Consider the following 1,038-nt stretch of genomic DNA (forward strand, 5'->3'; position numbering starts at 1 on the left):
CAGAGCCGCAGGCCGCAGGCAGCGGCTTCGCCTAAAGGAGTGAAAAATGGCTAAGGAAACGAACCGGATCGACATTTATCAGGCCGTCACCGACGACATTCTTGCGATGCTGGAAGCGGGCACCAAGCCGTGGGTGAAGCCGTGGAGCGGTGGGCCGACCATTCCGCTCCGGCACAATGGGGTCGCCTATCGTGGGATCAACGTCCTCAGCCTTTGGGCCAGCGCCATGCGTCAGGGCTTCGCCTCCCCCTATTGGCTGACCTTCAAACAGGCATTGGAGCTTGGCGGCAATGTCCGGAAGGGCAGCAAGGGGACCACCGTTGTCTATGCTAACAAGCTTGTCGTGAAGGACTCCGAGACGGACGACGAGCGCGCCATTCCGTTTCTGAAACGATACACGGTTTTCAATGCCGATCAGGTCGAGGGACTGGACGGCAAATATCCCGCGCCCGCCCCGATCATTACCAATCCCGAAACCCGCGACGTTGAGCTTGAAGTGATGTTCTCTCGCATCGACGCAACCGTTCGCATCGGCGGATCGCAAGCCTATTACCACACCCGCGACGACTATATCCAAATGCCTGCTTTTGAAGCGTTCCATTCCGCCGACGACTACTATGCCACGCTTGCGCACGAGGCCGTGCATCATGCAGGGCATGAAAGCCGCCTCAACCGGAAAACCCTGATTTCAACGAGCCGCGCCGACTATGCGAGGGACGAGCTCGTAGCCGAGCTGGGCGCATCCTTCATCGGCGCGATTGTCGGTTTCAAGGTCGAGGAACGCGAAGACCATGCCGCGTATATCGAGCACTGGTTGACCGCGCTCCGCAACGACAAGCGCGCGATTTTCGAGGCTGCCCGTGAGGCTCAGAACGCCGCCGACTACCTGTTGGCGATGATGACCGACCAAGCGGATTGAATGACCCGCCCTGCTAAATGCACGAGACGCCGCGCAAGCGCGGCGTCCCATTTCAGGAAAGTGAAATATGGGGGCTACTCAATGTGGTTTATATACAAATCCCGACATGTTAACTATGG

Annotated in this window: 1 protein-coding gene; it reads left to right on the forward strand. The window is 58.4% G+C overall.

Annotated features, from left to right (window positions below):
- Positions 1-46: 46 nt before the first annotated feature.
- Entirely contained in the window at positions 47-919 is an 873-nt protein-coding gene (locus ET21_RS0122930) for an ArdC family protein (protein WP_004213405.1), read from the forward strand.
- Positions 920-1,038 lie beyond the last annotated feature (119 nt).

Source organism: Sphingobium sp. DC-2 (assembly GCF_000722555.1).
Classification (GTDB): Bacteria; Pseudomonadota; Alphaproteobacteria; order Sphingomonadales; family Sphingomonadaceae; genus Sphingobium; species Sphingobium quisquiliarum.